The 24,416-nt window shown below is 67.9% G+C and carries 20 protein-coding genes and 1 pseudogene; 11 read left to right on the top strand and 10 right to left on the bottom strand.

Annotation, left to right across the window (positions count from 1 at the left end; genetic code table 11):
* Positions 1-98 precede the first annotated feature (98 nt).
* From EDC02_RS22465 to EDC02_RS22475, 3 genes are all read right to left on the bottom strand, one after another.
* Positions 99-551 (bottom strand): ChaB family protein, encoded by a 453-nt coding sequence (locus EDC02_RS22465; RefSeq protein WP_123603667.1) that lies wholly within the window; start codon positions 549-551, stop codon positions 99-101.
* Between the two features lie 82 nt (positions 552-633).
* On the bottom strand, positions 634-1,017 hold the full coding sequence (locus EDC02_RS22470; RefSeq protein ID WP_123603668.1) for a DUF1622 domain-containing protein: 384 nt from the start codon (positions 1,015-1,017) through the stop codon (positions 634-636).
* A gap of 178 nt (positions 1,018-1,195) precedes the next feature.
* Complete coding sequence (locus tag EDC02_RS22475; RefSeq protein WP_123603669.1) at positions 1,196-2,569, bottom strand: LPXTG cell wall anchor domain-containing protein; 1,374 nt, start codon at positions 2,567-2,569, stop codon at positions 1,196-1,198.
* A gap of 146 nt (positions 2,570-2,715) precedes the next feature.
* Between EDC02_RS22475 and EDC02_RS22480 the strand changes: the two genes are divergently transcribed.
* Positions 2,716-3,549 carry a transposase family protein gene (locus EDC02_RS22480; RefSeq protein ID WP_123601953.1) on the top strand — a complete coding sequence of 278 codons (834 nt, stop codon included), beginning with the start codon at positions 2,716-2,718 and terminating at the stop codon, positions 3,547-3,549.
* Here EDC02_RS22480 and EDC02_RS40345 read toward each other — a convergent pair.
* Entirely contained in the window at positions 3,514-3,678 is a 165-nt protein-coding gene (locus EDC02_RS40345; protein ID WP_158632269.1) for a hypothetical protein, read from the bottom strand. The two genes, EDC02_RS22480 and EDC02_RS40345, sit on opposite strands and share 36 nt — an antisense overlap.
* Before the next feature lie 257 nt (positions 3,679-3,935).
* Here EDC02_RS40345 and EDC02_RS22485 point away from each other — a divergent pair, with 257 nt between their 5' ends.
* Together EDC02_RS22485 and EDC02_RS22490 are read left to right on the top strand one after the other, a co-directional pair.
* Positions 3,936-4,133: a hypothetical protein gene (locus EDC02_RS22485; RefSeq protein WP_123603670.1), complete on the top strand. Its 198-nt coding sequence runs from the start codon at positions 3,936-3,938 to the stop codon at positions 4,131-4,133.
* A gap of 227 nt (positions 4,134-4,360) precedes the next feature.
* A complete protein-coding gene (locus EDC02_RS22490) occupies positions 4,361-5,104 on the top strand; it encodes a DUF3800 domain-containing protein (RefSeq protein ID WP_123603671.1) in 744 nt (247 codons plus the stop codon).
* 258 nt (positions 5,105-5,362) lie between these two features.
* Here the strand turns inward: EDC02_RS22490 and EDC02_RS22495 are convergent, their stop codons facing one another.
* Positions 5,363-6,709: an IS4 family transposase gene (locus EDC02_RS22495; RefSeq protein WP_233606214.1), complete on the bottom strand. Its 1,347-nt coding sequence runs from the start codon at positions 6,707-6,709 to the stop codon at positions 5,363-5,365.
* A gap of 202 nt (positions 6,710-6,911) precedes the next feature.
* On the opposite strand from EDC02_RS22495, the gene EDC02_RS22500 reads away from it, so the two are divergent.
* A complete protein-coding gene (locus tag EDC02_RS22500) occupies positions 6,912-7,169 on the top strand; it encodes a helix-turn-helix transcriptional regulator (RefSeq protein ID WP_233606217.1) in 258 nt (85 codons plus the stop codon).
* An 82-nt stretch (positions 7,170-7,251) separates the two neighbouring features.
* Positions 7,252-7,569, top strand: a complete 318-nt coding sequence (locus tag EDC02_RS22505) for a helix-turn-helix domain-containing protein (protein ID WP_123603673.1) — start codon at positions 7,252-7,254, stop codon at positions 7,567-7,569.
* 11 nt (positions 7,570-7,580) lie between these two features.
* Here the strand turns inward: EDC02_RS22505 and EDC02_RS22510 are convergent, their stop codons facing one another.
* The 3 genes from EDC02_RS22510 to EDC02_RS40945 all read right to left on the bottom strand — a co-directional run bounded on the left by EDC02_RS22510 (position 7,581) and on the right by EDC02_RS40945 (position 10,408).
* Positions 7,581-8,879: an ATP-binding protein gene (locus EDC02_RS22510; protein ID WP_123603674.1), complete on the bottom strand. Its 1,299-nt coding sequence runs from the start codon at positions 8,877-8,879 to the stop codon at positions 7,581-7,583.
* 144 nt (positions 8,880-9,023) lie between these two features.
* Positions 9,024-10,268, bottom strand: coding sequence for a helix-turn-helix domain-containing protein (locus EDC02_RS42420; protein WP_123603675.1), 1,245 nt, complete (start codon positions 10,266-10,268; stop codon positions 9,024-9,026).
* A complete protein-coding gene (locus EDC02_RS40945) occupies positions 10,265-10,408 on the bottom strand; it encodes a hypothetical protein (RefSeq protein ID WP_199757922.1) in 144 nt (47 codons plus the stop codon). The genes EDC02_RS42420 and EDC02_RS40945 overlap by 4 nt, the downstream gene beginning before the upstream one ends.
* Positions 10,409-10,636: 228 nt before the next feature.
* On the opposite strand from EDC02_RS40945, the gene EDC02_RS22520 reads away from it, so the two are divergent.
* From EDC02_RS22520 to EDC02_RS22530, 3 genes are all read left to right on the top strand, one after another.
* Positions 10,637-11,485 carry a helix-turn-helix transcriptional regulator gene (locus EDC02_RS22520; protein WP_158632270.1) on the top strand — a complete coding sequence of 283 codons (849 nt, stop codon included), beginning with the start codon at positions 10,637-10,639 and terminating at the stop codon, positions 11,483-11,485.
* Positions 11,475-11,663 (top strand): DUF397 domain-containing protein, encoded by a 189-nt coding sequence (locus EDC02_RS22525; RefSeq protein WP_123603677.1) that lies wholly within the window; start codon positions 11,475-11,477, stop codon positions 11,661-11,663. Before EDC02_RS22520 ends, EDC02_RS22525 begins: the two co-directional genes overlap by 11 nt.
* A gap of 103 nt (positions 11,664-11,766) precedes the next feature.
* Positions 11,767-12,786 (top strand): hypothetical protein, encoded by a 1,020-nt coding sequence (locus EDC02_RS22530; protein ID WP_123603678.1) that lies wholly within the window; start codon positions 11,767-11,769, stop codon positions 12,784-12,786.
* Between the two features lie 27 nt (positions 12,787-12,813).
* Here EDC02_RS22530 and EDC02_RS39660 read toward each other — a convergent pair whose 3' ends face one another.
* Together EDC02_RS39660 and EDC02_RS22535 are read right to left on the bottom strand one after the other, a co-directional pair.
* Positions 12,814-13,116, bottom strand: coding sequence for a hypothetical protein (locus tag EDC02_RS39660; protein WP_148083561.1), 303 nt, complete (start codon positions 13,114-13,116; stop codon positions 12,814-12,816).
* A gap of 200 nt (positions 13,117-13,316) precedes the next feature.
* Positions 13,317-19,685, bottom strand: a pseudogene (locus tag EDC02_RS22535) (ricin-type beta-trefoil lectin domain protein); the annotation flags it as partial.
* Here EDC02_RS22535 and EDC02_RS22540 point away from each other — a divergent pair.
* From EDC02_RS22540 to EDC02_RS22550, 3 genes are all read left to right on the top strand, one after another.
* Entirely contained in the window at positions 19,649-21,292 is a 1,644-nt protein-coding gene (locus EDC02_RS22540; RefSeq protein ID WP_123605051.1) for a DUF4132 domain-containing protein, read from the top strand. The pseudogene EDC02_RS22535 and the gene EDC02_RS22540 sit on opposite strands and share 37 nt — an antisense overlap.
* A gap of 908 nt (positions 21,293-22,200) precedes the next feature.
* On the top strand, positions 22,201-23,526 hold the full coding sequence (locus EDC02_RS22545; RefSeq protein WP_123603680.1) for a glycine betaine/L-proline ABC transporter ATP-binding protein: 1,326 nt from the start codon (positions 22,201-22,203) through the stop codon (positions 23,524-23,526).
* Positions 23,523-24,410: a proline/glycine betaine ABC transporter permease gene (locus tag EDC02_RS22550; RefSeq protein ID WP_123603681.1), complete on the top strand. Its 888-nt coding sequence runs from the start codon at positions 23,523-23,525 to the stop codon at positions 24,408-24,410. Before EDC02_RS22545 ends, EDC02_RS22550 begins: the two co-directional genes overlap by 4 nt.
* Positions 24,411-24,416 lie beyond the last annotated feature (6 nt).

The raw sequence follows: 24,416 nt of genomic DNA on the forward strand, positions 1-24,416 counted from the left end.
AGCCCCCGGACCACCCGCAAGGACGCGTGACCCGGTCCCGGCTGTAGCCGGGACCGGGTCACGCGGTCAGTCGCGGACGTTTCAGGTGTGTCAGGCGGTCACTTCTTGCGGGCCTTCGCGGTCGCCCGCGCGTTCGCCTTCTCGATTGCCTTGACCAGTTCGTCCTTGTTCATGTCCTGCGGGTGGTCGATGCCGACCTGGCGCGCCACGTCGTCGAGGTGGCCTTTGCCGGCGTTGGCGTCGACCCCCTGGGCAGTCTCCCGGGGCTGGCGCAGCGACCGGGGCGTGCCCTGAGCCGCCTGTGGATCGGACGGGCCCAGGCTGTCCTTCGGCTGCCAGTGGTCGCCGACCTTCTCGTGGCTGTGTTTCAACGAGGCGTGTGCCGCACGGTGCGCCCGCGCCGGGTCGCCGTAACTCTCCTCGGCCGACTCCAGGGTCTTCTTGTAGGTCCGTACGGCCTTGTCGTCGGAGCGGGCGATCGTGCTGGGCACGTCGTCGCGCATCTGCTCGGCCTGCTGGTGCTTGTCGGCCTTTTCCCGCTTGCCGGCCATCGTTCCTCCTCACGGACGTCGTCTGCGCCGGGGGCGGCACTGAGTTTCGCCGTACCACATCCCGTACCCACGACGCCGCCGGTCATGCCTGCGGTTTCATCGCCGCGGCGTCGCCGGCGGTGCCACGCCGCCTGCCCCACGGCCACCGGCCCTCCAGTTCGACCTCCAGCGAGAAGCTGAGGAAGGTACGCACCGCGACGATCATGGCCAGCACGCCGACGCTCTCGAAGGTCGGCGAGATCGCGACGGTACGGATGATGTCCCCGGCGACGAGGAACTCCAGCCCGAGCAGGATCGCCCGGCCGACGTCCTGCCGGTACCGGCGGTAGGTCGCCCGCATGTTCTGGTGACGGATCGCGCCACGCAGGTAGAACACCGTGCCGACGACCAGCCCGGTGAGGATGATCAGCACGCCGAGGATGTCGATCGTCGTACCTATGGTCAGGACAGCTGTCTCGAAGTTCATCTCTGACCACGATGTCCGTATCAGTCGACGCCCGATGCACGACCAGGATAAATCACGCTATACGCGCATGAAGCGAGATTTCACTGCCTATCGCTCTGGACAGACAGCATTCGGACCCCACCGGATGAGCCCGGCGGGGTCCGAATGGACGGCGTACGGTCGGATGCTCCTATGGAGGTCAGTCGACGATCGTGACGATCCGACGGCGACGGAACAGCACCACGGCCACCGCACCTGCGACGACGAGGACCGCGCCGACGCCGGCGAGCAGCCCGGCGTTGGCTCCGGTCACCGGCAGCCCGCCGCCGGCACCTTCGCCACCGCTGCCGAGGGTGATCTCGGCGGTGTTGTTGTCGGTGTCCGGGTCCTGCACGCCGCCGTCGATGACGATCGAGCCGGCGGCACCGGCCGCGCCGACGATCTCCACCTGGAACGGGTAGTGGAACGACTCCCCCGCCGCCGGGCTGTGCGTGGGCCGGCAGAAGTAGACCAGGCCGTTCGGCTGACCACGGTCTTCCCAGACCGGGTTCCCATCGACGACCGGGGCGCACCGGTCACCGACGGCGACCGCTTCGACTCCGGCCGGCAACGTCACCACTGCGGACGGGGCCCACGCCTCGCCGGGCAGGATCAGGTCGGCCGGGCCGTCGTTGCGCATGCCGACCTCGATGTCGACCACGTCGCCGACCGCCCCCTGCACCGTCGCACCGATCGCCACCGAGTCGGCCGGCTGCTTCGGAATAGTGACCAGGAAGTCGGTCCAGTTGTCGCTCTCGTTGATGTCCGGCAGCGGATCCAGGGCGGCCAGACGGAGCTCGTTGCCGGCGGATCGGGCAGACATCGCCCCGAGGGCCGCGACCTCGTCGTCGCCCAGCGGCAGCACCGCCACCACCACGATCCGCTCGGATGGGCCGGGTGCGGTCTCGCCGACCTTGACCCGCAGCGGGGTCTCCTCGTGTAGGGAGAACACCTCACCTGGGCCGACCTCGCCGAGGATCTGACAGGTCAGCTCCAGGAAGTCAGGGTTGTACTCACAGTTGTCGTACCGGTCCGGCAGCTCGAGGTCCAGTCCGGTGCTCAGCACGACCTGTACGCCGGCGGCCGCCACCGTGCCGACGTTCGTGGCCTGAACTGGCACGTTCGTGGTCTCCCCCGGCTGCAGCGTCACGTCGTCGATCTCGCCGACCACGAGATCGACCCCGGGCCCGGTGAGCTGGACCCTGCCGGTGGTCTGCTGCTCCTCGGGCATGTTCGCGGCCGAGGTGGTGACCTCGATGACGCCCCAGTACCGCACGACGTCCAGGTCACCCGGCAGGGCGTCGACCCGGTAGACGTGCGTCGCGTCGCCGGCGAGTTCGTCGAGCATGCAGGTGGCCACCTTGCCGGCGACCGTACAACCCTGGCTTGCGCCGGGCAGGTCGAGCCGGAACGCGTCCGACACGTCGGACGCGTCGATCGTCACCGACACGTCGACGGCCGAGGTCGGCGAACTGTTGCTGATGGTGATCTCGATCGGCTTCGGTGTGGTCGCGTCCATCCCGATGTTGGTCACGTACTCAATGAAGTTTTCTCAACAACGAATGGTTCGTTGAATGGTGCGACACGCACATAAGGGGCAATAGCGACGATTCTTGTGGGACGTGAGGTCCTCCGATAAACCGGTCTCACCACAAGAATCCGTCACCAAGAGGACCCCACGTGATCACTTATCGTGCCACACTCGACGTCCCGAGGGAACTCGTCTCCTACGTGGCGAGTCTGCTACGCGCCCACCGGCGGTCGCTGGGCACACGCAGGAAGACCCGACTGCTCACCTGCTGGCGGCAGGCGGTGTTCGGCCTTGTCTGGTTCCGTAACCGCGGCGTGGACATCCCCCAGCTCGGCGCCGGGTTCGGGCTGTCCCGGGCCACCTCCTACCGCTACCACGACGAGGTCTTGGCGGTGCTGTCCGCGCAGGCGCCGGATCTGTCCGAGGCCCTCGACCGGGTCGAAGCCGAGGGCTGGTCACACCTGATCCTCGACGGCAAGGTCGTGGACAGCGACCGGTACGCGGAGAAGACAGCCAACAGGAAGGGCGAGACCATCGACGCCTACTACTCCGGAAAGACCCACGACTTCGGCGGCAACGTCCAGGCGCTGATGCGCCCCGACGGGTTCCCGGTATGGGTCTCCGGTGTCGCTCCCGGCTCAGTCCATGACCTACGTATCGCCCAGGAAGAGGTCCTCGGCGCGCTCTACGCGGCCGCCGCTCGCGGACTACCCACCTTGGCGGATTCCGGGTACGAAGGTGCAGGTCAGGGCGTACACACCCCCGTGAAGAAGCCGACCAGTGGACACCGGCTCCACGTCGACAACCGGACCTACAACATGCTCCTGCGTGCGATGCGGTGCCTCGGCGAACGCGGATTCGCGCTATTGAGCCAGAGGTGGCGCGTCCTGCAAGGTGTCACGACTCCGCCGACGAAGATCGGCGACATAGCGAAAGCCGCCCTCGTGCTACTTCACTTTGAACATGGTTACAGATCTTGTTGAGATAACTTCAATGAACGGCGAGACCCAGGCGATCTCGTCGGACTCCACGGCCTGCGCCGGGGTGGCGATCGAAAGAGCGGCCAGGCTGGTGGCCGCGCAGCCGGCGGCGAGCCGGCCGAAAACTGTCATTCTGGGCATGCTGCGGTTTCCCCCGATGGATTGTCGAAGCAGCGGATCAGCTGAGAGGGTTACAGAGGACAGCGCACATTAGCCATATGCGATGGCGCACCGCAACCCGATGGCACATGGTCCCTCGCGGATGGCTACGTGCCCCGCAAGCTCCACAGTGGCTAATACTCGGCGGGCGCGGGACGTGCGTCGGCGATGTTGGTGGTGGTACCGACGGCGCGGGCCCGCGATCAGAGGCTGACGTAGCCGTGCTTCCAATGCCCGACGAACACGACATCGGACTTCGGCACGCCACGTTCGGCGACGAGATCCCGCGAAGACCGGTGGGCATCTCCTGGTGGATCGCCATGCCGCCATCCCGCACCGGGCCCGGTTTCCCGGCCGGACCCAACGCCGGAGCGTACCGGCGTACGGGGTTACCGCACAGTCACCTCGGCGCCGCCCTGTGCCCCTGAGTCCGCGAGGGCGAGCGTGGCGCGGGCAGTGAAGGATCTTGCGAGTCGATGAGGAACCGGATCGGAACCGAGAGTTGCTCGGCAATTGTGAGAGTATTTCTGATCGCATTGGCGATCTCTGTCTGGTTGTCGTATTCTCGCCTCTGCGTCGCGGGCACCTGTAGTAAACATCGTCAACGCGAAGGTCGCGACATGCATCGAGGGCAACGGGGCGGAGGTTGGGGCTGGTGCTGCTGACGTATGTTGACGAGTCGTACACTGATCGCTGGTTCGCCATGGCAGGACTGCTCGTCGACGGGCCTGCGGCAGTTGCGTTATCGGACGAGCTGGAGCGGGTTGCTGCCGCTGCGGCAGCGGCGTATCAGTTGGATGCAAAGGTCGAACTCCATGGGCACGAGATCTTTCACGCGGGTGGCGACTGGGCGGGAGTTCCGGTCCGAGCACGGGTCGGTGTGTTCGATGACGTGATCGAAGCGGTCGCCGCGCAAGACGTCAAGGTCATCGCCCGAGCCATGGATGTAGTCGGGCAACGTGCCCGCTACCCCCACCCTGACCCGCCGCATACGGTAGTGCTTCAACACCTGTTGGAGCGGGTCGACGAGTGTGCCATCGAGCATGGCGACTATGCGTTGGTGATCGCTGACGAAGTCGACGGTCAAGCGAAACACCGGACTGATCTGTCGGTTTACCGAGAGGTCGGCACCAACGGGTACCGCCGTCGGAAACTGACGAGGATTGTCGACACCTTGCACTTTGCTCCCAGTCATGCCAGCCGGCTGGTGCAGGCCGCAGACGTAATCACCTTTCTGTACCGCCGTGTGTTCACCCACGAAGAAGCAGACGAGCGGTCACGGAAGGCGAAAGTCTCCATGTGGAAGCGGTTGCAGCCGCGAGTACACCATGAGCTGTGCTGGTTTCCGTCGAGCGGGGATCGGGGACAGAGCCAGCTCTGGGCCCGAGACTTTCGGTAGATGCACAAAGGGCCCGCGAGGCGGGCCCTAAGGCTGTGCGGGAGATCGAGATCGTCCCGCACTAGATATTCTAGCAGCCAGCCGGCCGAACTACGCGCCGACGCCTCCGAACGGATCAACTCCGGCGCGACCGGGGCCACGTCCACGCCGTCGAACAGGCAGGGCCCGGCACCGGGGAACGGCAGGCGCTGGCGCGGTGCCTCGACGAGGCACACCAGGTTGAGGGCGAAGAGGAGGTCTAGCCACAACGCCGCTCGGTTAAGGTCCGGCGGATGCTTCGCAATGGTTTGTGATGATATCGACTGCTATAGTCGCTTTGTAGCTGCGCCGGTCTATGCTGGGTCCGCGAGCCTGGTACTTGGAGTTCGAGCGTTTGATCATCCGGGTCTTCACCCGGATCCGGCGGTCGGGTAGCAGGTGGGCCAGGACCGCGCGGCCGATGGCGCCGACCAGGTCGATGACGGTGTCGGCGAGGACGCCGGCGGCGTTGGTGATCTGGTCGCGGGCGGCGTTCAGGGCGGTGGTGAAGCTGGCCCGGTCGGGGCTGGTGGCGGGCTGGCTGTCGGTGGCGTCGGTCATGGCGGTGCGCAGTACCTGATAGACGGTGAGTAGGGCGTAGATCTCCTGGTCGATGCCGTCGGGGGTACGGGCGCGCAGGACCCGACCGCCGAGGATGCTGGATTTGATCTCCAGGTAGGCGGTTTCGATCTCCCACCTGCGGTGATACAGCCGGATCAGGTCGCCGGCGGGGTAGCGGTGCGCGTCGAGCAGGGTGGTGACCAGCCGGTAGCCGCTGGTGTGGGTGCCGTCGCTGGTGGTGACGCTGATCTGGGCGTCGATGACCCGCACGCGTACAGTGCCGATGGTCGATAGCCAGGACCCGTCGCGGTAACGGGTGATCACGGGCAGGCGGCGGCCGTTCTTGCAGCGGATCAGCAGGTCGGCCCTGGTCGCGACGAGGGTGGCGATGAGGTCGGCGGCGGCGTGGTTACGGTCGGCCGGCAACAGCATCCCGGCCCGTAGGCTACGGGCCAGGGTGCGGGCCTGGTCGAGTTCGCCGGTGCCGGTCGGGTCGAACGCGGCGTCGATGATCGAGCGGGTACCGCAGGTCAGCAGGACACTGAGCCGTAGTGCCGGGTAGCCGGCGCCGCCGTGGTTACCCCGTTGTTTGCGGTAGCGGGTCCGGACCTTCCCGGCGTCGGCGACGGACATCGTGGTCCCGTCGATCGCGGTCAGCAGCAGACCCCGCCATCGCACGGCGTGTTTCGCCGTGGTCACGGCCGGGCCACGCAGCGGGTCGAACAACGCCTGTAGCGGCGCGGACCCGAGTCGCCGCCTGGCTTCCCGTAGCGTGCCCGAGGACGGGGCGGCCAGGTCCAGCCCGGTCAGACCGGCGGTCAGTTTCCGCCACACCTGCGGGTAGCCGAGTTCGGCGAACAGGCAACCCGCCAGGACCAGGTACACCGTCACCCGGGCCGGGAGCAGCCGGATCCTTTGCTGGGTACGACGGGTCGCGGCGAGGATCTCGTCGACCATCTCGAAGGGTATGAACTGGGTCAACTCACCGAGATGGCCGGGCGCGAACACACCTGCGGCTACCCTCACCGTCCGGGTTATGGCAGTCTGGTCGATCAAGCGGAGTTCCTGGTCTCGAGGCGGTCTTGGAGTGACTCACCTCAATACCGGAACTCCGCTTCCGTTTGCCCGAGCGACACGCCCTTGACAGCCGCCACAACGCCCTAACCGAGCGGCGTTGGGTCTAGCCATGGGTGAGGGTGGCGGTTGGGCTGCGCTGCGGGAGCGGCGGTTGGCTGAGCCCGGCGCAGCTGAGGCGTACGAGGCGGCGCGGTTGGCGTTCGAGCTCGGTCGTTCGGTGCGTGAGCTGCGCGAGCGTCGCGGTTGGAGTCAGACGCAGCTGGCCACGGCGTCGGGGATGACGCAGTCTGCGGTGGCCCGGTTCGAGGCTGGCGGGACCGTGCCGACACTCGTGGTGCTGGAGCGACTGGCAGCGGCGCTGGGAGTGAGCCTGAAGGTCGGCTTCGAGCCCCGCGACGCCGCTGCCTGACGAGGCTGACAGCAGATCAGTGGTGGAGTCTGCCCAGCTGCGAGATCGATCGAGGAGAAGGTGCCATGCGGGAGGTGAGGTTATGACGAGCTACACGCGCTGGAGCGACGTCCGGAGTGTCTATGTCGAGCGGGCCGGTGGTGAGGAGGCGGTCGAGGCCGGCAAGCGGGAACTGCTGGCCGCCGTCGTCGGGCACCGCCTCGCCGAGGTACGCAAGGCCCGGGGCCTGACCCAGCAACAGGTCGCCGACCGGATGGGCGTCACCAAGGGCAGGGTTTCCCAGATCGAACAGGGCAAAATCTCTGGACAGGATGTCGTCGCCCGCTACGCCGCCGCGCTCGGTGGCCGGCTTCACCAGGCCATCTACTTCGACGACGGCGACATCGCCGCGATCGCCTGACCTGCACCCCATCACCGCGTCAGCGTGAGGTAGCCGCTGATAGGTGTCCAGAGTCGGTCGACGGGCATGATGTGAATGCGGTCTTCGTAGGTGAACGAGCGTTGTCCGGTGCTGAACGCCACGCCGGCGATGAACCTGTCGCCGAGTGCGTCTCGTAGCGCTCGGAGGCCTTTGAGGTCGGCGCCCGCGACGCGTTCGTTCGCCTTGACTTCGAACGCGAGGACCCTGCCGTCGTCGAACTCAATGACGTAGTCGACCTCGTCGCCGTCGTAGGTGCGCCAGTGCCCCGTAGTTACGTTTTCGTCAAGCCAGGAGGCCTGCTTGCGGAGCTCGCCGACGACGAAGCTCTCGAGGAGGTGCCCGAACTCCGTCAAGGCGGTCGGGTCGAGTGTGGCGAGTTTGGCGGGAGAGACTCGCATCAGCCGGGCGGCCACCCCGGTGTCGACGACATGCACCTTCGGTGATGCTGCGGCTCGCGCGCGTAGCGTCGTACCCCAAGCAGGAAGTCGGTCGACGAGGAAGAGGTCTTCGAGGAGGCGGACGTAGCCTTCGATGGTCTTGCGCTCACCTGCGAGGCCCTGGGACGCGCTGGTGAGGTTGAGTACCTGCCCGGTTCTTCCAGCCAGTCGACCCAGCAGCTCGCGCAGCATGCTGCGCTGACGTACCCGGACAAGCTCGATGGCATCGCGCTCCAGCGACTGGCGGACGTAGTCGTCGAACCAACGGTCGCGCGCGGGGCCTGTGCGGCGCAGGGCCAGGGGGAACCCTCCAGCGCAGAGTCGATCAACGTACTCCGTCCGGGTGGTCGTCGACGCTGGCCTGGCTGCGACGGTCGCGCCGGGCGCTGCGCGAAGCGCCGGCAGGAAATCTTCATGGACGCCGCGTATCTCTCCTTGTGACATGGGCCAGATCGTCATGGTGTGCAGGCGTCCGGTGAGTGCCTGCGCGGTGCGGGGCAGCGCGTCCTGGCGGGTCGACCCGGTCAACGCGGCGGTACCCGGCCGGCTGCCTTCGCGGTTGAGTCGAGCCTTCAACGCGTCGAGGATCTGCGGGGCATGCTGATACTCGTCCACGCAGAGCAGGCCCGGCGTAGTGACGGCTGTCTGCGGGTTGGCCACCACGGCGTCGCGAATGCCCAACTCGTCCAGGTCCAGAACGGGGACCCCGTGCCGGTCGGCGAGCGCGCGCAGGACCGTGGACTTGCCAACGGAGCGAGGGCCGTGCAGGGCGATGACCGGCTCCACCCGGAGCAGGTCATCGAGCAGCGCAGAGACTCGCCGCTGCGCGATTCCGGCGAGTGGTTCCAGCACCCTGGCCCCCTCCGTAGCAACGAAGTACCGAATCCCAGGAGGTGAAACTACCACTATTCGAGAAGTGCGGATACCAAAATTTGAGCAACCGATGTGCCAAATTTCGAGCACTTCACAGGGAGTCGCGGTCCGGCAGCCGGCTGGTCAGGGTCGTGGGGTGAGGCCGATGGTGGTGGCGAGGCGGGTCAGGTCGGGGGTGGGTGCGGTCCGTAGGAGCGTGGCGACGACGGTGTGGGCGGTGGGTCGGGTGCGGGTTTCGGCGGGGGCGATCTGGTCGGCGGTGATGATGGCGCGGGCGGCGGCGGCGGTGGGGTTGCCGGTGTCGAGGTAGGCGCGGGTGATGTCGATCAGGTGGGCGGCGCGGTGTTCGGCGGGTAGCTCGCGCCAGCCGTGGCTGGCGGTGGTGTGCTGGTGGTGGGTGATGGCCTGGTGCGGGTCGCCGAGGGCGGCGGCGAGGTGTGCGCGGGCGAGCGCGACCGCGGTCGGCCCGAAGGCGGTGGTGGTGTCGCCGTGGTCGGGGCGCCGCTGGTGGTGGCTGATGCTGGCTGCGTGTCTGTCGGCGCGTTCGCTCAGGTCGTGGGCGGTGGCCGGGTCGTTGCCGGTGGCGGCGGCGAGGGCGGCTTCGATCAGCAGGGTGCCGGCGAGGGCGTGGTCGTCCGGTGCGGCGTCGTTGGTCGTGGCCGGGTCGATCAGCGGTACGGCGGTGAGCGCGGCTCGCGTGGCGAGGGTGGGTCGGTGCAGGGCGCGTAACGCCTGGGTGAGGGCGATGGCGGCTGCGGCGGTGTGCCGGGGGTGGCCGGCGGCGGTGGCGATGGCGCGGTCGGCGGCGAGCCAGGCGAGGTGGGGTTCGTCGAGTTTGGTCAGCAGGTGTGCGGTGAGTCGGTAGACGCTGGTGAGTAGATACCCGACGGCGTCGGATCGTGGTGCGTCGCTGGTAGTGGCGTGCCGGGTGTGGGTGAGCAGGTCGGGCAGCATGCGGAGTAGTTGCGGGTAGTGGGCGTGCTGGTAGGCGGTCCACGCGTACTGGATGCGGCGGTGCAGGTCCTCGACGGGCGGTGCGGGTTGGTCGGGGGTGGGGGTGTCGTAGCGGGCGAGGGCGGCGCGGAGGTGTTCGACGGCGGCCGTGGTGGTGTCGGTGGCGGGTTCGGGCCGGCTGGTGGTGGGGCCGAGGATGGTTTCGGGGGTGACGCCGAGGACGGCGGCGACGGTGTGGACGACGGAGATGCGGTCGAGGGAGCGGATGCCGCGTTCGACCTTGTCGACCCAGGAGTGGGATTTGCCGATCCGGTCGGCGAATACCTGTTGGGTGAGGCCGCGTCGGGCGCGCAGTTGGGCGATCCGCCGGCCGATCGGTTGGTCGGCGATGCGGTGGCGGCCGGGTGCGGTCATCGGTGCATGCTCCGGTGGATCTCGTCGGTGGTCGCGCCGCAGCGCGGGCACCACCGGGACTTGACCCGGAACGCGAACAGGCCGAGCAGGAAGCCGGGCATCAGTCCGGCGAAGACGATCGGTAGCAGTCTGGCGATCACGAGCACTCTCACCTTCTGGCGGGGCCGGCGGGTCGGAGCATTGCCACGCCCCGACCCCGACGGGTCGCCGCGTTGCCGCAGCGACACACCCTGCGGGGCTGATTCGTGGCGTGTCGACTACAGATTGCTGCATCACTTGATGCTTGGCAAGACTACGTTCATGATCAATGAATAGAAGCATGTCCTTAGGGGCAGACAGATGAGCAGCTGTCGTGCAGAATCATGGCCATGCCTCGATTTGCCCCAGCCACTCCACGCTCCCGGCGACTCGGCCGCGATCTACGCAAGCTCCGCGAAGCCAAGGGACTGACCGGCGAGGAAGTCGCGAAGTCGGTCCGCTGCTCGTCGTCGCGGATCAGCCGGATCGAGTCCGGCGAGATCAAGCCGCGTGCCGGTGATGTCATGGAGCTGCTGGTCGCCTACGGCGTCCCGCTCGACGCCGAGCCCGGCTCGTCGCTGCTGGCCCAGGCCCGCGACCTGCGCGAGGACGGCTGGTGGCAACGGGTCGGCGGCAAGTACGCGACGTACATCGCCTACGAGACCGAAGCCGTCGAGCTGAAGAACTACGAGCCGACGCTGGTACCTGGTCTACTCCAGACCGAACGCTACGCCCGCGAGGTCAACATCATCGGTCGGGAGGTCGACCCGGACACGGTCAACCAACGCGTCACCACCCGGATGACCCGACAGGAAGTGCTGCACCGGCAACCGACGCCGCTGCGGCTGCACGCCGTCCTGTCCGAGGCGGCGCTGCGCACCGAGGTCGGCGGCCCGGACGTGCTGCGTGACCAACTCGCCCACCTCGTCACCCTCAACGAACTGCCCAACGTCACGATCCAGGTGCTGCGCTTCGAAGCCGGCGCGCACCTGGCAGACAGCAGCGGCTTCGCTCTACTCAGCTTCGAGCGAGACGATCCACCGCTCGGCTACATCGAGACCCTGGCCGGTGAGCTGTTCCTCGAGTCGACCCGCGACCTGGCGCGGATCTCGGCGGCGTACGACAATCTGAGGATGCTGGCGATGTCGCCCGCCGAGTCGGTCAAGCTGATCAAGGAGCTGAGCAAGGATGGAACGTAACACCTGGCGCACGTCGAGCCGGTCCGGTAGCAACGGCCAGTGCGTCGAGGTCCGCGACCGGGGCACCCAGATCGACGTACGCGACTCCAAAGCCCCCGCCGCCGGCACGCTGACCTTCGCCCCCGCCGCCTGGACCACCTTCACGACCACCCTCAAGTCCGACGGCGCCCGCCCGTAATCCCTGGCTCCCCCCTGCTCGTGGCGGCTTTCAACACGGGCCGCCGCGAGCGCACCAACTGCGTCAGTCACGGCCAATGATGGTTGCCGAGTCGGGAGGCGGCATGCGCCGACGGATCTACCTGACCCTGCTCGGTTCCGCGCTGACGTCACCGGCACACGAGTGGATCATCGCCCAGCAGCCGACGGACGTCTCCTCGACGACCGGCCGGCCGCTGTCCGGTGAGGTCGTCGACCACCTGGACGCCGTCACCGCGAGCCTGCGGCGGATGGACGACCACCTCGGCAGCGGGCAGACGCTCGGCCTGGTCCGTCAGCACCTGGCAACCGTGGTCGAGGTGCTACGCGAGCGCCGCTACACCGACTCGGTCGGGCGGCGACTGCACGGCACCGCCGGTGAACTGATGCGCCTCGCCGGCTGGCTGTCGTTCGACGACGGCAACCACAGCCAGGCCCAACGGTTCTGGATCGCCGGCCTCTACCAGGCCCACGCCGCCGGTGACCGCGGCCTCGGCGCGAACATCCTCGGCTTCATGTCCTGCCAGGCCAAGGACCTCGGCCAACTCCGGCAGTCGATCACCCTCGCCGAAACCGCGCGGGCCAGCTACCCCGCCACCAGCCCGAAAGTCGGCACGATCCTCGACCTGCGCGCCGCCGAGGCGTACGCCAACAACCACGCCGTCACCGACACCCGCCGTGCGCTCGACAGCGCCTTCGACCGGCTCACCGACGAACGTCCGGAACACGGCGACCTCGACTGGGCGTACTGGATCAACGAAGCCCAGGCCCACGCCCAGGCCGGCTACTGCTACGTCAAACTCGAAGACTGGACCCGCGCCCGCGAACACCTCCGAGCCGCGCTACGACTCCAGGACGACGAGTACAGCCGCGAAGGCGCACTCCGCAACGCCCTGCTCGCCACCACCTACGTCCGACAGGACCAACCCGAACTGGACAAGGCACTCGCCCTCGGCGACCACGCCGTCCAGACCCTCACCGGACAGGTCACCTCCGCCAGGTGCATCAAACACGTACGCAACCTCGTCGGCGCACTCGGCCCCTACCGACGCACCCCCGCCGTCCGCCGATTCTGCAACGACACCAAACACCTCATCGCCACCTGATGAATGTCTCGTCTATCGACCGCGCACCTATTCCAATTCTCGCTGCCTCGAGATTGAGGACTGGCGGGCAGATAGCCGCAGTTCGCCCCACGGCATAAAGTCGATCGCCACTGCTTCGATCACGCTGCCAACCGGTGGAAAATCGGAGGGCGTCACCCGCATCCCCGCCTCGGCGAGCATGACGAAATCGATGAATGCGCGGAGTCCCGAGGGAGGGGATGTCAGAGATACCTCGACACCGAAGTGTTCCCGATGTCCCGTCACGACACACTGTACGATCTGGAACTTGCGGAGGTTGGCCTCCCGCCATTGTCGATATTCATCTACCATTTGTACCCCTGATAGAAGTTTATCCACCTACGGCCATCTATTAGCTGATTGAACATTGCTATCTTACTTCTAGGAATAAGCCACTGATACTCGCCCGACTTATTGTCGTGGGTGCGTCGATACTGGGATGCGGGAAAGTGTGTTTCGAATTCTGGTTTCATGCTGTACTCCCAGTAGCCATCTTCGTAAATTCCTTGTACGGCGTACTGCTGAGCCACCTCCTCGGTGTCGCCGAGATAGGCTGTTCCGGGATGTCTGCCATTATCCGGATGGTTGGCGGGATCAAGTCCATTTGCCTCAGCGTCCTTATTTCCCCGGTGTGGCGCTCGATATAGTTTGGTCCCACCTTCTTCACTCCCTAGCTTACCGCCGCCGCCGCTGGATCCGCCGTTGGAGCGTGAGCTGGCGCCGGTGTTGCCGCCGGGTTTTGAGCTGGCCCGGCCGCCGCCTCCGCTGCTGGTGGAGGCTTTGGGGTTGGTTTTGGCCTGGGCTTGTTTCTGGACGGGGTTGCCGGTCTTCTTGGACGCGTTGACCGCGCGGTTGCTGGTGGTGTTGGCCTTGTCGGCGGCTTTCTTCGCGGCGGCCTGCGCGGCGCGTTTCGCCCGCTCGGCAGCCGCCTTCTTCGCGTTCAACGCCACGGTCTCGGCGGCGCGGGCCGCCCGCAGCACCGCCTGGGCTGCCGTTTTCGCTTTCTGCCAGGCCCTGATCGCGGAGAAGGTACGTTCGACGGCCTTGACGATCCGGCCGAACGCTTTGAACAGTTTGATGGCGGGTACGAACTCGGTGATCAGGTCGACGCAGGACCACACGTCGCCGCCGAAGCAGCCCAGCGCTGCGTTGAGGCCGATGAACTCCTTGAGCACGTCCCAGGCCACCGACAGGATGACCGAGGTCATGGTCCGGCCGGCGGCCGACTGGGCCTGGGCAACCTGGGCGGTGGACAGACCCACCCCGGCCAACGCCGCCGCCCGCTCCGACGCGGTCAGGCTGATCGACAGACCCGACGGGTCGGCGTGGGTGACCGGATTGTTGTGCGCGTACGCGTACCCGTTGGACTGCAACGGGTCCGCCAGATCCAGCACCGGGTCAGCCGACAGGAACCGGCCCACCACCGGGTCGTACAGGCGGGCACCCAACGGGGTGTAGCCGGACGCCTCGTCCGGGGTCGCGCCCAGGAACCCGGCCCGGGTCTTCAGATTCGTGGCCAACACGTCGACCGCGCGGGGGTTACCGAACGGATCCCGCTTCAGGATCCGTACCGGCATCCCCGCCAGGGTCGAACCGACCTCCGCGTACGGGCTGCCCTGATGATCGGTCGCGACCGCCGCCAACTGGACCGACGCGGATCCGTAGGCGTACCGCAGCATGCTGCCACCCGGCACCGCGTAGCTGCGCTGACTGTTGACGTTCACCCCACCAGCGGCCACCGTGACCACCGCGTCACCCAGGTGCAGCGTCGCCCGCCGGTCCTGCACGGTCAGCAACCGCGCCCCGTCCGGACCGTAGACGTGCCGGGTCTCGTCCTGCGCCGACCACACCTGACCGGTCGCGGCAGCATCACACACGGCCAACACGACCGGCGTCGAGTTCGCGGTCGCACCACCATCGACCGCCAGACACAGACCGGACCCGGTGTGCCGCAACTGCCCGGCCACCGTACGGGTCAACCGCTGAACGGCCGTGCCGTCACAGCGTTGCAACTGCACCAGCGAACCCGCCGTGTCCCCGTCCGGCTGGACACACCAGTCGTCGTACACCCGCAACGTGCCCAGATCGGAATCCGGCTGCCCGTCCACCACCGTGAACGACCACCGCTGCGCCGTCGTGCCGTTGCACTCGTACAACTGCACCTGCTGACCGGAGACCGCGAACCCCGCCTGCAGATCCAGACACTTACCCACCACACCCACATAGGCGGTCCCGCCACCACCGCCCTGACCGGCGATCCGCTCCACCTGACCGTCGTAGGTCCAGGTCAGCTCCTGCACGTCACCGGAAGACACCGACCGCACCGACCGCGTCTCACCGGTCGCCTCGTACAACCGCTCGGCCTCGGCGGTCACCTGCGCACCCGCCGGCGTCACATAATCCTTACGGACCGACGTCAACGTGCGCGGCTGCGCCCCGTCCGCGCCGCCGTAGCCGTACGTCGTCGTCGCGTCCTTCCCGGTGTCACCACCCAGGTCCTTCTCCACCAACTCCGACCGGTTACCGAGCAGGTCATAGGAGTACCGCTGCCAGTACCCGGCCCCGTCCGCACCCGCCGCCACCGACGCGGCAGCCGGCGCCACCGCGCACGAAGTCTGATCAGCCGCCGTCCACGCCTCGGTCAACCGGCCCAGCGGGTCATAGCCGAAACACTGCCGCTCCTGAATGCCGGCCGCGTGCTCCCGGATCGCGGTGACGTTACCGGCCGCGTCGTAGCCGTACGACCGGTGCGACACCAGGTTCCCGCCGACGATCGCCTGATCACCGGTCTGCTCCCGGAACACCCGCTGATCGGTCAACGCGCCACTGGCGTCGTCGTACGACGCCGTCGTCCACACCCGGTGCGGCTGCGCGCCCAACGTCGACCGCAGCACCTGCCCGTACGGCGAGTAGACCGTCTCCGCGCCGTACCAGTCCTGCCCGGACACCGACAGCGGCAACCCGTCGGCCGTGTACCGGACCAGCACCTGCTCTGCCGGCATCCGACCCACCGCCGGCAGATCGACCGACGCCGGCAGCCCGGTGTCGGTGTACGCGTAGCCGTACGTGTAGGACTCCGCCAGACCCCACATGTCGGCGACCGACTGCGGCAACGTCAACGTCGTCGGCTGGTAGTCGTCGGTGTAACCACCGACCTGCTGCGTGTACGCCAACCCGTCGGTGTAGCGGGTCGCGGCCGCCGGCAGCCCGATGCCACCCGGCGCGGTGTCGTAGCCGTACTCGGCCAGCAACGTCCCGCCCGGCCCGTCGAGCCGCTGCTGCGTCGGCCGGGACAGTTCGTCGTAACCGTTCCACACCGTCACGCCACGCGCGTTCGTCGAGGTCAGCGGCCGGTCCCGGTGGTCGTACGTCAGCGTTGTGCTGCCGGAGTCCGGGTCGTTGGCGGTGACGAGCCGGCCGCGCTGGTCGTAGCTCCAGGTCCACGGGTGGTCCGGGTCGGCGGAGTGGGTGGCCGACGCCAGCTGGCCGCGCGGGTGGTAGCCGTACCGCATGGTGGTGAACTCGGTGCGCGCGGCGTCGGTGAACGTGTCGACCCGGACGGTGCGGCCGATGGCGTCCGAGTAGGTCCGGTACGACGGCGAGCCAGCCGGGTTGATCACGGTGGAGTGGTCGGTACCGTACTCGTAGCGGGTTGCCCGCTCCGGTGCTTCCGTGCCGCGCAGCACCGGCATCTCGGTGACGACCCGGCCGAGACCGTCGTAGGTGTAGCGGGTGGCGTTCGGCACGGCGGTGTCGGCGAGCGGGGTGAACAGCCCACCGCTCGGTGCGCCCTCGGCGTAGTAGGCGTTGTTGGTCTGCCACACCTCACCGGAGGTGTTGTAGAGCGTGTCGCTGATCAGCCGGCCGCCGCCGACGGCTTCCTGTTGGCTCTGCCGTTCCCGGCCGACCCCGTCGTAGAGGGTGACGGCGGTTTCGACCCGGTTCTCGTGGCCGCGGCTGCGGGTGACCACGTACGGCGGTTTGCCGGCCGGCAGGTGGTATTCGGCGCTGAAGTCCGGGACCGCGCCGGCGGTCGGGGTCCGTCCGGGCGCCCAGACTTCGACGAGCCGGCCGAGCGGGTCGTAGGTCGACTGGCTGACGTGCCCGTTCGGGTCGGTGCTGCGTACGGCGACACCGCGACCCGGGTCGACCTCGACGGTCTGTTCGTGGCCGAGCGAGTTGCGTTCGACGACCTCGTAGGCCTGCCCGGTGGCCGGTTCGAATGTGGTCGTCGAGGTCCTACCGTCCGGATCGGTGCGGGACACCACCCGGCCGATCGTGTCGAAGGCGACGGTGCCGTCGCTCTGGAAACCGGACCCGTCGGCCTTCAACGACCAGGAGCCGGTGACCAGGGCCCGGGCCGACGCGGCGAGAGCGGTGCCGTACGGCTGGCCGTCGTAGCCGACCCGGCTGGCCGAGCTGAGGGTGGTCAGGTCGTCGAAGTCGGCGTCCGCGCACAGCGTCGGGCTGGTCCGCAGCTGGCGGGTCATCCCGATGATGTGCTGGTCGGCCCGGTGCAGGTAGTCGACGTACGTGCAGGACTCGTCGCCGGGGCGGCCGGTGTCGCCTCGGGACTCGACGTGCGTGGGCAGCCCGTACGTCGTCTCGTAGGTGGTGCGGGCTTCGACGACCCGTTGAGTGCGGGTGTCGTCGCCGGTCCCGGAGGATCGGGTGTACGTGATCTGCCGGGGTTCGGTGACCCGCCAGGCGCGTAGCGGGCTGAGTCCGTCGTCGCGGTCCCGCCGGGCGAGTTCGGTGGCGGCCGGCACGGTGACGCTGCGGGTCAGCCACGCCGCGTCGGCGTCGTCGGCGCTGGTGTAGGTGAGTTCCTCGGCGATCCGGCCGGCGAACGGCTCGGCGTCGGAGGCGATCAACACGCCGTCGATGTCGTGGACGTCGACGGCGTCGCCCAGGCCGCGGAAGTACCGGGTGACGGACTTGCTCCGGCGGCTGCCGATGGCCGGGTCGTCGTCGCCGGTGATCACGGTGACCTGGCCGAAGCCGGCGAACCGCGAGTAGGTGCGGGTGGACTTCTTGGTGAACTCCTGCTCCGCGAGTTTCCAGCCGGCGTCGGCGTAGGAGTACCGGGTGACGGTGGGGTAGGCACCGTCGACGGCGGGCAGTTCCTCGACGGTGTCGACGACGTACTTGTGGAACCAGTCGATGTCCTCGACTGCCGGGTCGGGGTGCCAATAGGACGGATAGCAGAGCCGGGTGTTGGCCTTCAGCGCGGCGGTGTCGTTCTTGCCGGGCAGGCCGGTGCCGGTGGCGCAGGCCCCGGTCGGCTGCTTGTACGTGACGATGGTTTCGCCGCCGTACTCGTTGATGACCCGGCCGATGCGCAGCCGGGAGAAGTTGGGCCGGTCGTCGCGGCGTACCCGGTTGGGCATGTCGTCGGGGTTGGCTTCGAACCGCACCGCGTTGAGGGCGATCTTGTCGTCGGGGTTCCCGCTGCGGCCGTAGCCGGTACGGGTGACCGACTCCAGCCACAGTGCCGTGTTGAGCCCGGTCCGCAGGATCGGGAAGGACTGCTTGAGCCGGTATTCGTCGACGGTCTGCAGCGCGGTGGAGCCGGGCTGCCGCTGCGCTGAGGTGGTGATCCGGTCGAGGCGTTTGCGGGTGAAGAACGCCGGGGAGGCGTTCCAGCACTTCTGCCCAGCGGTGCAGTGCAGGTCGGCCGGGGTGTCGTACCAGATCCGGTAGTTGCTCGGGTCGGTGCTGGTGAAGTTGGCTTCGGTGCAGGTCAGCGAGCCTTCAGCGAAGCAGCGTTCGGCGACGGTGAAGGAGACCCGGGCCAGCGGCGCGGCCGAGTAGACGCTGTCGGCGCGCTGGCCGTAGTCGATCCGGGTCAGGTAGCCGCCCCGGTCGTAGCGGACCGGGTCCTTGAAGTTGAAGTTGCGGGCGTAGTAGTTGGTCTCCTTCGCCCACCACAGGCTCATCGCGTTGCCGTGGACGTCCTCGACGTAGTCGAGGGACCAGCGCCACGCCTGGGTGCAGGCCGACCCGGCCCAGTTGCCGGCCTGGTAGCAGGGTTCACCCGGGTGGTTGCCGTAGACGGGGGCGGTGAGCACCGAGTTGGTCACCGGGTCGCCGGACGACCAGCCGGGCAGCCGGTGCCGACCGAAGTGGTGCCGGGTGCCGTCGCGGGTGGTGACCACCCAGTACTCGCCGTCGGCGTCGCCGTTGGCCAGCCCGGAGTCCTTGAGTAGCTGCACCTTGGAGCCGTCGCCGTTGGCGGTGATCCAGGTCTGCTCGTCGTCGTCGAAGACAAGTTCGGTGGTCGTTCCGCCCAGCGACAGGGTGGCGTTGTTCGACCCCCAGCACAGGTCACCGGTGCGGTGGCTGGCGTTGTTGGAGCCGGCCTTCTTCGAGTCCTGCCGGCAGTTGGCGTAGCTGCGGGTGATCGACCCGGCGGCGTAGTCCCAGCCATCGCCGATCCAGGAGGCCTGGTTGTTGGTGGCCGAGGTCCGCCCGTCCACCGACTGCGACGAGTACGACAGGTTGACCTGCGGCATCAGCCCGCCGGAGGTCTCCGGCACCTGCACCTGGTAGCCGTAGGTGAACGCACCGGAGGAGGAACCGGCGGCCCAGGATCCGGAGGAGAGCAGCGGGGTGGCGGTGTAGTCGCCGGCCGCCGACGCGCCGGTGTCCAGGACGCCGACCACGCTCGACGACGTGGCGGACGTGGTGGCCCGACTTGCTGCGGGTTCGCCCGCCAGCAGCGCGCTGACCGGGACGGTGCCGCTGACCACGCGCCGGGTCGACGCCACCGAGATCTGGCTCGGTGGAGCTGACCGGGCCGACCGCGGACCAGGTACGCCAGGTCGGCGTACTGGTCGAGGTGATGCTGCGACGGCTGCCCGGGATCGGGCCGGCCGGCCCGAAGATCGCCAACGCGGCGGTCGGAGTGCTGGGGCGCCTCGACGGTGACGCCGCGCTGGCCCAACTGGCCCGGTTGTCGGCGCGGCTGACGTACAAGGGCACCCGCAACGAGGTCGACAAGGCGCTCGATGCGCGGGCCGCCGCGCTCGGAATCGGCCGCGACGAAATCGAGGAGTTGGCGGTCCCCGACTACGGCCTGACCGACGTCGGTCGGCACGAGGTGACGGTCGGTGGCTGCCGGGTCGAGCTGCTGGCCGGCGTCGGCGCCGCTGCGGTGACCTGGCACAACGACGCCGGCCGGGTGGTGAAGTCGCCGCCGGCGACGGTACGGCGCGACCATCCGCAGGTCGTGGCCGACGTCAAGGCGCTGGCCAAGGACGTCACCGGGATGCTGGCGGCGCAGTCGGCCCGGCTGGACCGGCTCTTTCTGGCCCGACGTAGTTGGAGCCTGTCGGTGTGGCGGGAGCGGTACCTGGACCATCCGCTGGTCGGCGCCCTGGCCCGGCGGCTGGTCTGGCTGGTCGACGGGGTGGCGTGCGGCTGGGCGGACGGCGCACTGCGGACCGTCGACGACACTCCGGTGTCCGCCGACGCCGACGCGGTGGTACAGCTGTGGCATCCGATCGGGCGGCCGGTGCCGGAGGTGGTCGCCTGGCGGGAGTGGCTGGAGCGGCACCGGGTGGTGCAGCCGTTCAAGCAGGCCCACCGGGAGGTGTATCTGCTGACCCCGGCGGAGGAGTCGACCGGCATCTACTCGAACCGGTTCGCCGGGCACGTTCTGCGCCAGCACCAGTACCACGCGCTCGCCGCCGCCCGGGGGTGGGCCGACAAGCTGCGGTTGATGGTCGACGACACCTGTCCGCCGACGACGCGAGTGTTGCCCCAGTGGGGGTTGCGGGCAGAGTACTGGGTGGAGGGGGTCGGCGACGACTACGGCGTCGACACCACCGACAGCGGGTCGTACCTGCGGCTGGTCACCGACCAGGTGCGGTTCTACCCGGTCGACGCTCCCGGCAACGTGGCGCACGCCACCGGCGGCGGGTACACCGCCGGCCGGTGGGGTGCGCGGGAGCAGCGGGCACCGGCGGAGCCGCTGCCGCTGGACGAGGTGCCACCGGTGGTGTTCAGCGAGGTGCTGCGCGACGTCGACCTGTTCGTCGGGGTGGCCAGCGTCGGCAACGACCCGACCTGGTCCGACGGCGGCCCACAGGGGCGATTCCGGGACTACTGGTCTTCCTACAGTTTCGGGGAGTTGTCGGCGACGGCGCAGACCCGCCGGGATCTGCTCGCCCGGCTGCTGCCCCGGCTGGCGGTGGGCAGCCAGGCCAGCATCGACGGCCGGTTTCTGGTGGTCCGGGGTGAGCTGCGCACCTACAAGATCCATCTGGGGTCGGGCAACATTCTGATGAGCCCGAACGACAGCTACCTGTGCATCGTGCCGGACCGGTCGTCGACGCGGTCGGGCGGCGGCCACGACGGGTTTCTGCCGTTCGAGGGAGACAATGTGCTGGCCGTGATCCTCAGCAAGGCGATGCTGCTGGCCAGGGACACCGAGATCACCGACGTGACGATCACCCGGCAGATCGGGATCGCGACGCCTTCATGATCCACGCAGGGCCGAACCGAAAGCTTTCCTTCCTGCCGGGGGCGATCCGGCATTGATCATGCGACTTCCCGATGATCAGGTAAACAGGCGCCGGTCTTCCGGAGTACCTCCGGACGCGTGTGCAACCCGGCGAGGCCAGCGGGGACGCGGGGCGACGGTACGCGCTGGCTGGCCCTACGTAGCGTCACCGCTACGGGGCGGGGTACCGGTTGAGTCTGATGCCGGAGGTGAATCATGATGCACCTGTGGCATCACGTTGCCGGACATCTGGAGGACGCCCGGAAGCCGGCAAGACCTTCCAAGCGAATTCGGTGCGGACCTGGCGCGATACTTTCCCGTGCCTGTTGTCAAATTCTGCGGGTTACAACATCCGATTTACCGGAAGGAGGTAAGCATTATGCGCGAACTATCCATCCGCTACTGCAGGAAAGCAGGTAGCAGCGGTCTTGCCGAATTACCGAAGAGAATGTTTTATCCAGGTGGCGAGACGAGAGACGGCGACTGCGGCACGGGCCATCCACCGGAGCACTCCCCGGGCCGGCCGGCGCAGGTCAGCGAGCCTGTCCCGGGATACCCGGAGGTTTCCGTCATACCTCGCATCTCGGGCTGGTGAGCGCGGTAGAGGCTTTGCCGCGCCGGTCGCGACATACCTGATTCGATGACGATACCGTCGACAATGGAACACCTTGGAATGGCAGGACCGATCCGCACCGCCCTCCGCACGAGATGTCCGAAACATCCCATACGGGGATGTTTTTCGTTCGTGGGAGACCGTCGGGTATGGTCGAGTGCAAACCCCCACCACAGACCTGGTTTGACTTGCCCACCGACCGTCCGACGACTCGATTTCGGTCGATGAACACCTCCCGTGTGCGTCGATTGGGACCAGCGTCACGACATTCGTTGGAATGGAGATCGTGTCCGCAATCGTCGTGAAATCGTTGTACAAAATTTTCGGCAAACGTGCTGACAAGGCGCTCGAGCGCCTCAAGACCAGCCAACCCGACGCTCCGGCGGACCTGGGCGGTGCCACCGCCGCCGTCGTCGACGCCAACTTCGAGGTCCGGCCCGGCGAGATCTTCGTCGTGATGGGGCTCTCCGGGTCCGGGAAGTCCACCCTGATCCGGATGCTGAACGGCCTGCTCACCCCGACCGGCGGCTCGGTCGAGATCGACGGCGTCGACCTCACCAAGCTCAAGCCGGCCGCGCTGCGCAAGCTGCGCCGCGAGAAGATCAGCATGGTCTTCCAGCACTTCGCGCTGCTGCCGCACCGCTCGGTGCTGGAGAACGCCGGCTACGCGCTGGAGGCAGCCGGGCTGCCCCGCGCCGAACGGCGGGAGCGGGCGATGGAGGCACTGCGCCTGGTCGGTCTGGACCGCTGGGCGGACAAACTGCCCCAGGAGCTGTCCGGCGGGATGCGCCAGCGGGTCGGCCTGGCCCGAGCGTTGGCGGCCGGCACCGACATCATGCTGATGGACGAGGCGTTCTCCGCCCTCGACCCGCTGATCCGCCGCGAGGTCCAGGACCAGTTGCTGGACCTGCAGGCCCAACTCGGCAAGACGATCGTCTTCATCACCCACGACCTCAACGAGGCGATGCGCCTCGGTGACCGGATCGCCGTGATGCGCTCCGGCCGGATCGTCCAGCTCGGCACCGCCGAGGAGATCCTCACCGACCCGTCGAACGACTACGTCGCGCAGTTCGTGGCGGACGTCGACCGTACCCGCATCCTCACCGCCTCATCGGTGATGGAACGACCACTCGGCGTCGTCGACGTCAACTCCGGCCCCCGGGTCGCCGCCCGGATCCTCCGGGAGACGCAGACCTCTGCGATCTATGTCACAGGCAAGAACAAGCAGTTCCTCGGTACGGTCTCCGACGACGTCATCGACCAGGCGGTCCGCGACGGTCGGCCGAACCTGCAGGACGTGGTGACCACCGACCACGTCCGGGTCGCCGGGGAAGACACCCCGGTCGCCGAGTTGTTCAGCCCCTGTGCGGAAAGTTCGCATCCGCTCGCTGTGACCGACACCACCGGCCGGCTCACCGGAGTGATCCCCCGGATCACCCTGCTCACCGCGCTCGGCAGCATCGGCAGCGACACCGGCAGCAACGGGACCAGCGACGACGCCGAGCCGACCAGCGCCAGCGAGGTGGACACCATCACCGCGACAGTCCCCGACCAGGCAACCCCGGCTGACGCAGTGCTGAGCCCGGAGGGAGACCGCTCATGAACGCCGCCGACGGCATTGACAGCTTCCTGCCGTACCTCAGGATCGGTTCGGTGTTCGAGGTCATCGTCGACTGGACGACCGAGCACCTGGGTGCGCTCTTCGACGGGATCTCGACTTTCGTCGAGTCGCTGGTGGATCCCCTGGTCGACGTACTGACCGCGCCGCCGGCGATCGTCGTGGTGCTGATCTTCGCGGCGCTCGGCTGGTGGCTGCGCGGGTGGAAGTTCGGCATCGGCACCGCCGTCGGGCTCGGCATCGTCGCCGGCATGCCCTACTGGGAAGAGACCATGAGTACGCTGGCGTTGGTGCTGGTGGCGAGCGGTCTGTCGCTGGCGATAGCGGTCCCTCTCGGAATCCTGATCGCGGAGAACCAGCGGATGGCGGCGTTGACCCGCCCGGTGCTCGACCTGATGCAGACGTTGCCTGCGTTCGTCTACCTGATCCCGGCGATCTTCTACTTCGGCATTGGCGCCGTCCCCGGGGTAATCGCTACGGTGGTGTTCAGTATGCCGCCGGGGGTCCGGCTGACCCAGCTGGGCCTGCGACAGATCGACCGCGAGGTGATCGAGGCCGGTGAGGCGTTCGGCGCGTCGCCTTGGGCGATCCTGCTCCGTACCAAACTGCCACTCGCCCTGCCGACCATCATGCAAGGGGTCAACCAGGTGATCATGCTGGCGTTGTCGATGGTCGTCATCGCCGGGATGGTCGGGGCCGGCGGCCTCGGCGAAGTGATCAACACCGCACTCGCCCGGATCCGTGTCGGCCAGGGCTTCGAAGGCGGCATAGCCGTGGTGATCCTGGCCGTCGTGCTCGACCGGCTGACCGACTCGATCGGGGCCCGTACCCGGTCGGCGAAGGCGCAGCGGGCGCTACAGGAAGCCTGACCCGCA

Origin of the sequence: Micromonospora sp. Llam0, from assembly GCF_003751085.1 — a bacterium.
GTDB lineage: Bacteria > Actinomycetota > Actinomycetes > Mycobacteriales > Micromonosporaceae > Micromonospora_E.